Origin of the sequence: Auraticoccus cholistanensis (genome assembly GCF_009742705.1) — a bacterium.
Lineage (GTDB): Bacteria > Actinomycetota > Actinomycetes > Propionibacteriales > Propionibacteriaceae > Auraticoccus > Auraticoccus cholistanensis.
The window spans coordinates 26,381-33,147 of sequence record NZ_WPCU01000002.1; the positions used below are offsets into that span (position 1 = coordinate 26,381).

Here is a 6,767-nt window from a genome sequence, read left to right on the forward strand (position 1 = left end):
TGTCGCTCGTCGTACCGGTGGTCAGTGAATCACCCCAGCCGCTGCAGCTCGACGTTGGCGAGCAGCACGTTGACCCGCGGCTCGCCCAGGACGCCCAGCAGCCGCGGACGGGTGGCGGCCGCCACCGCCTGGCGGACCCGGTCCTCGTCCAGCCCGCGCTCGGCCGCCACCCGCGGCACCTGCAGCTCGGCCCACCGTGGGGAGACGTCGGGGTCGAGCCCGCTGCCGGAGGCGGTGACCGCGTCGGCGGGGACGTCGGCGGGGGTGACACCGCTCGCGCCGGCCAGCGCGACCTGCCGCTCGGCGATCTCGGCGACCAGCGCGGCGTCGTTCGGCCCGGCGTTGCTGCCGGCCGAGCTGAGGCCGTCGTAGCCCTCGCCGGCCTCCGACGGACGTCCCCAGAACCACCCGGGGCCGTCGAAGCGCTGGCCCAGCAGCTCGGAGCCGACCACGCGGCCGTCGACCTCGACCAGGGAGCCCGCCGCCTGGTGCGGGGCGAGCACCCGGGCCAGCCCGAGGACCAGGAGGGGGTAGGCGAGACCGAGCAGCAGCGTCATCACGAGGAGGACGCGCAGACCGGCCAGGGAGGAGCGGAGCAGGGCGTTCACGGCAGGACTCACATTCCGGGGAGCAGGGAGACGACGAGGTCGACGAGCTTGATGCCGACGAAGGGGGCGACCAGCCCGCCGACGCCGTAGACCAGCGCGTTGCGGCGGAGCAGGGAGCTGGCCGGCGCGGGGCGGTACCGCACCCCGCGCAGCGCCAGCGGGACGAGCGCGACGATGACGAGGGCGTTGAACACGACCGCCGACAGGATGGCCGACTCGGGCGAGCCCAGCCGCAGCACGTCGAGCACGCCGAGCTGGGGGAGGGCGACGGCGAACATGGCCGGCACCAGGGCGAAGTACTTGGCGACGTCGTTGGCCACCGAGAAGGTGGTCAGGGCGCCGCGGGTCATCAGCAGCTGCTTGCCGATCTCGACGATCTCGATCAGCTTGGTCGGGTCGGAGTCGAGGTCGACCATGTTGCCGGCCTCCTTGGCCGCCGACGTCCCGGTGTTCATGGCCACGCCGACGTCGGCCCGGGCCAGCGCCGGGGCGTCGTTGGTGCCGTCCCCGGCCATCGCCACCAGGGCTCCCCGGCGCTGCTCGGCCACGATCAGGGCGACCTTGTCCTCGGGCCTGGCCTCGGCCAGGAAGTCGTCGACTCCGGCGGCCTCGGCGATGTGGCGGGCGGTGCGCGGGTTGTCGCCGGTGATCATCACGGTGCGGATGCCCATCGCCCGCAGCGCCTCGAACCGCTCCCGGATGCCCTCCTTGACCACGTCGGTCAGCTCGACCACCCCCAGGCAGCGCGCCGGCGTGCCGCCGCCGTCCCGCTCGGCGACGACCAGGGGTGTGCCGCCGCGGGCGGCGACCTCGTCCACGGCCGCCGTCACCGCCGCCGGCACCTCGCCGCCGTGCTCGGCCACCCACGCCGCGCAGGTGCTGGCGGCGCCCTTGCGGATCTGCCGGGGCCCGAGGTCGACCCCGCTCATCCGGGTCTCGGCGGTGAAGGGCACCGGCGTGCCCGTGGGGTCCCCCGACCCCGCGGGCGCTCCCGCCGGGTGCCGCCCGGCGACCAGATCCACCACCGAGCGGCCCTCGGGGGTCTCGTCGGCCAGCGAGGCCAGCCGGGCGGCCTCGGCCAGCTCGGCGGGCCGGACGCCGGGGGCCGGGTGCAGGTCGGTGGCCCGGCGGTTGCCGTAGGTGATGGTGCCGGTCTTGTCGAGCAGCAGCACCCCCACGTCGCCGGCCGCCTCCACCGCCCGGCCCGACAGCGCCAGCACGTTGCGCCGCACCAGCCGGTCCATGCCGGCGATGCCGATCGCCGACAGCAGGGCCCCGATGGTGGTCGGGATCAGGCACACCAGCAGGGCCACCAGCACCAGCACCGGCTGGGTGGCCCCGGAGAAGACCGCGAAGGGCTGCAGGGTCAGCACGGCCATCAGGAAGATGATGGTGAGCGCGGACAGCAGCACCGTGAGCGCGACCTCGTTCGGCGTCCGGCGCCGGTCGGCCCCCTCGACCAGCGCGATCATCCGGTCCAGCACGGACTCCCCGGGCGCGGAGCTGATGCGGACCACGATCCGGTCCGAGAGCACGGTGGTGCCCCCGGTGACGGCGCTGCGGTCACCACCGGACTCGCGGATCACGGGGGCGGACTCGCCGGTGATGGCCGACTCGTCGACGCTGGCCACCCCCTCCACCACGTCGCCGTCGCCGGGGATGGTCTGCCCGGCCTCGACCACCACCAGGTCACCGGGGCGCAGCTCGCTGCTGGGCACGGCGGTCTCGGTGCCGTCGCCGGACAGCCGTCGGGCCCCGGTGGTGGTGCGGGTGGCCCGCAGGCTCGCGGCCTGCGCCTGCCCGCGACCCTCGGCGACGGCCTCGGCCAGGTTGGCGAAGAGGACGGTGAGCCAGAGCCACACCACCAGCGAGACGCTGAACAGCGAGGGGTCGAGCGCCGCCAGCACGGTCGACAGCACCGACCCCACCCACACCACGAAGATCACCGGCTGGCGCAGCAGGTGCCGGGGATCGAGGCGGCGGAAGGAGGCCGGGACGGCGGCGCGGACCAGGTCGGCCGTGCTCGGCCCCGCGACGGCGGTCCGGGCCGGGTCGGCGGCGACCGGCTGGGTGGGGTGACGGGTGGACGTGGTCACTGCAGTGCCTCCGCGATCGGTCCCAGGGCGAGGGACGGGAAGAAGGTGAGCCCGGCCACGACGACGACCACGAAGGCCATCAGCGAGACGAAGACGGGGCCGTGGGTCGGGATGGTGCCGCTGCCGGCGGGCACCGTTCGCTGGGCGGCCAGCCGGCCCGCCAGGGCGAGCACGAGCAGCATCGGGACGAAGCGGCCCACCAGCATGGCCAGCCCCTGACCGACGGCGAGGAAGGGGGTGCCGGCCGACAGGCTGGCGAAGGCCGAGCCGTTGTTGTTCGACGCCGAGGCCCAGGCGTAGAGCATCTGGGTCAGCGCGTGCGGACCCTCGCCGGCCAGCGACTCCCGGCCGGTGGGCAGGCTCACCGAGAGCGCCGCTCCGGCGAGCAGCGTGGCCGGCATCACCAGCAGCACCAGCGCGACCAGGGTGATCTCGCCGCCGCCGATCTTCTTGCCCAGGTACTCCGGGGTCCGGCCCACCATCAGCCCGGAGAGGAAGACGGTCAGCACGGCGATCAGCAGCATCGAGTACAGCCCGGAGCCGACCCCGCCGGGGGAGACCTCGCCCAGCATCATGTTGAGCAGCGCGACCCCGCCGCCGGCGGCGGTGTAGGAGTCGTGCATGGCGTTGACCGCACCGGTCGACGTCCCGGTGGTGGAGGCGGCGAACACCGCCGAGGCCCACACGCCCAGACGCACCTCCTTGCCCTCCATCGCGGCGCCGGCCAGCTCGGGCGCGGCCCCGCGACCGGTGACCTCCGCGGCGACCACGGCGAGCACGGACAGCAGCCACAGCAGGGCCATCACCGCCAGCACGGCGAAGCCCTGGCGGCGCTGGCCGACCATCCGGCCGAACACCAGCGGCATCGCGAAGGGGATGACGAGCATCGCCCAGGTGGCCAGCAGGTTGGTGCCGGCGTCGGGGTTCTCGAAGGGGTGGGCGGAGTTGGCGTTGAAGAACCCGCCGCCGTTGGTGCCGAGCTGCTTGATCGCCTCCTGGCTGGCCACCGGCCCGCCGGGGACGGACTGGGTGCCGCCGGTCAGGGTCTCGACCGCGCGGGGGCCGTCCAGGTTCTGGATCACCCCGCCCAGCACCAGCAGCACCGCGACCAGCAGGCTCAGCGGCAGCAGCACCCGGCCGGTGATGCGGACCAGGTCCACCCAGAAGCTGCCCAGCCGCGTGGACTCGGCGCGGGCGAGTCCGCGCACCAGCGCGAACGCGACCGCGATCCCCGTGGCGGCGGAGACGAAGTTCTGCACGGTCAGCCCGGCCATCTGGGCCAGGTGCCCCATCGCCGAGTCGCCGGAGTACCACTGCCAGTTCGTGTTGGTGACGAAGCTGATCGCGGTGTTGAACGCCCCGGACGGCTCGAACCCCGGCCGTCCGAGGGACAGCGGCAGGACGCCCTGCACCCGCAGCAGCAGGTAGAGCAGCAGCACCCCCGCCAGGGAGAAGCCGAGCACGGCCAGCAGGTACTGCCGCCACCCCTGCTCGCGGTCGGGGTCGATCCCGCCGAGGCGGTAGACCACCCGCTCGACGGCCAGGTGGCGTCGGCTGGTGGCCACGGCGTGCAGCCAGCCGGCCAGCAGCGGCGAGGTGACGGCCAGCAGCGCGACCAGCAGCAGCAGCTGCAGCAGGCCCGCGGCGGTGGCGCCCATCAGTACCGCTCCGGGTGGGTGAGGGCGTGCAGCAGGTAGCCGATCAGGGCCAGCGCGAGCACGCCGGCCACGACGTCGTCGATCACGGCCGCTCACCCCGGGCGAGCCGTCGGGCGGCCAGGGCGAGCAGGGCGAAGAACGCCACCAGGACGAGGACCAGCACGAGATCAGGCACGTCCGCCATCGCACTCCCCGGACGGGGCCCACCTCCGCGGTCTTGACGCCCTCTTGACGCCCGCGCGGCCGGTCTTGACGTGGTCTTGACGCCTTCGCCCCCGGCAGCCGCCGGTCGGGCCCGTGCCTCAGCCGGCGACGGTGGAGAGCACCCGGTCCCAGTCGCGGCAGAAACGGTCCAGCCCGTAGGCCTCGAGGACGTGCTCGCGGGCCGCCAGTCCGCAGGCGCGGGCGGCCTCCGGCTCGGCGAGCCAGTGCCGGGCGGTGTCGCGGAGGACGTCGGGGTCGTTGCTCAGCACGCCCGCCTCCGGCGGGACGGCCCGCGGCGCCTCGGTGGTGGACAGCGCCAGCACGGGCATCCCGAGCGACATCGCCTCCAGCAGGGCGAGGCCGAGGCTGGTCCAGCGGTATGGGTGGAGGTAGGCGCGGTGGTGGACGATCCGCGCGTGCAGCTCGGCCTGGGAGAGGTTGTGCAGCCGCCCGGGCGGCAGCTCGACCCCGTGCTCGCGGGCCACGTCGGTGAGCAGGTGGCTGTCGATGCCGTGGACGTCGACCGCCAGGTCGCGGGCCAGCCGCAGCACCAGGTCGGTGCCGGCCACGCGCCAGCGACGCACCGGCTCGTTGACCACGACCGCCAGCGAGGGCTCCTCGCCGGTGTAGCGGTAGCCGTGGTCGGCGACGCCGTGCTCGACCACCGTGGTCGGCGCCGAGCCGCTGTCCCACGCCATCGCGTTGAAGTGGGTGACGTGCACCAGGTGGATGTCGGTGCGGTCGGCCAGCAGGTGCCGGCTGCTGACCGCGTGCCCGGTCGGGGCGTTGTGCTCCAGGTACACCGCGGGCAGCTCGCGCCCCGGTCGCCGTCCGGTCCAGCGCTGCACCAGGTCGAGCTCGTGCGGACGCTGCAGCACCACCACGTCGACCGGTTCGTCGCCGAGCTGGGCCACCGGCACCTCACGGACGCTGTCGGGCCAGGGGTAGCTGCCGGAGCGGCCGCTGCCGTCCGGACCCCGGTCCGGCAGCACCGGCAGCAGGTACTCGTGGGCGCCGGACACGAACGAGGCGGTGTAGGAGCCGTGCACCGGCCACAGCAGCACCCTCACCGGACCGCACCCGGGACGTCCACGTCGCACCTCCTCGTGGCTGCACGCTAACGCGGCCGTAACCGCACCGCGCAGGCAGGTCGGGAGCCGCTGCGCTCGCCAGGGCGCCCGCGAGGGCCTGCGCGCTACGCTGGCTTCCTTGGTCTCACTGGGCGGAGTGCGGCTTCTTCTACAGGGCCGCCACCACCATGGACCAGATCGATCCCGCTTCTCTCCTTCCCTGGGCTGCCGTGCAGGCGCTGATGGAGGCCTCGCAGCCGCCGGATCAGCCTGAGCGTCTGCCGTCGCGCGTGTGCCGGGCGGCCGTGGCCGTGGTGGGTGCCGGTGGTGGGTCGCTGTCGTTGAGCACCGGCACCGCCACCCACCACGTGCTCTGCGCGACGGACGACGTGTCGACCCGCTTCGAGGCGCTGCAGGAGGTCCACGGACGTGGTCCCGGCGTGCAGGCGTACCAGCAGGGGGCGGCGGTCCACCTCGACACCCGGGCACCCGATGAGGACTGGGCCGGGCTGACCGCCGTCGTGGTGCGGGCCGTCGGTGACCTGTGCCTGGACGCGGTGCCCATCCACGTCGGCCTCGAGGTGGTGGGGGTGCTGACCTTCTTCCGCACGTCCGAGGGCAGCCTGCTGGTCGGGCCGGATGCGCTGCAGCTCGTCGCCGACCTGGTCGGCGACGTCCTCATCGCCGACCCCGTCAACCGCGAGCTCGTCCTGGCCCACCCGTCGTGGGGGAGCCGGAGCCGGGTCGACCTGGCCGCGGGCATGGTGGCGGTGCAGATGGGACGTGGCACCGTCGACGGGGCCTACGCCCTCCTCCGGGCGCACAGCTACGCCCAGGAGCAGTCGCTGCCGACCACGGCGCGACAGGTGCTCGACGGACTGCTGAGCTTCGCGGACGGCGGCTGAGCGGGCGGTGCCCTGGTCGAGGGCTCGGCAGTCCGAGGTCGATTCCGGTGGCGCGGGGTCCGTAGACTCGCCCCTCGTGAACCGTGTCCCGGAGAAGCCCGTGCTCGAAGGCCTGGAGGCCGCCTGGTCCGCGCGCTGGGAGGAGGAGGGCACCTACCGCTTCGGCCGCTCTCCCGAGCGGGAGCAGGTGTTCTCCATCGACACCCCGCCGCCCACGGTGTCGGGG

General features: G+C 74.3%; 6 protein-coding genes. 1 reads left to right on the forward strand and 5 read right to left on the reverse strand.

From position 1 onward, the window contains the following. Positions 1-29: 29 nt before the first annotated feature. The 5 genes from kdpC to GC722_RS00660 form a co-directional block, all read right to left on the reverse strand. Entirely contained in the window at positions 30-608 is a 579-nt protein-coding gene (gene kdpC / locus GC722_RS00640) for a potassium-transporting ATPase subunit KdpC (RefSeq protein WP_331714242.1), read from the reverse strand. 8 nt (positions 609-616) lie between these two features. Next, positions 617-2,704, reverse strand: coding sequence for a potassium-transporting ATPase subunit KdpB (gene kdpB / locus GC722_RS00645; RefSeq protein WP_408609284.1), 2,088 nt, complete (start codon positions 2,702-2,704; stop codon positions 617-619). Next, the gene (gene kdpA / locus GC722_RS00650; protein WP_156607042.1) at positions 2,701-4,362 is read right to left on the reverse strand and encodes a potassium-transporting ATPase subunit KdpA; all 1,662 of its coding nucleotides are present in this window, start codon (positions 4,360-4,362) and stop codon (positions 2,701-2,703) included. The genes kdpB and kdpA overlap by 4 nt, the downstream gene beginning before the upstream one ends. After that, positions 4,362-4,448: a K(+)-transporting ATPase subunit F gene (gene kdpF / locus GC722_RS19440; RefSeq protein WP_408609285.1), complete on the reverse strand. Its 87-nt coding sequence runs from the start codon at positions 4,446-4,448 to the stop codon at positions 4,362-4,364. Before kdpF ends, kdpA begins: the two co-directional genes overlap by 1 nt. 216 nt (positions 4,449-4,664) lie before the next feature. Beyond that, positions 4,665-5,636, reverse strand: a complete 972-nt coding sequence (locus GC722_RS00660; protein ID WP_331714243.1) for a glycosyltransferase — start codon at positions 5,634-5,636, stop codon at positions 4,665-4,667. A 341-nt stretch (positions 5,637-5,977) separates the two neighbouring features. Here GC722_RS00660 and GC722_RS00665 point away from each other — a divergent pair, with 341 nt between their 5' ends. Further along, positions 5,978-6,541 (forward strand): ANTAR domain-containing protein, encoded by a 564-nt coding sequence (locus tag GC722_RS00665; RefSeq protein ID WP_197429656.1) that lies wholly within the window; start codon positions 5,978-5,980, stop codon positions 6,539-6,541. Positions 6,542-6,767: the final 226 nt, after the last annotated feature.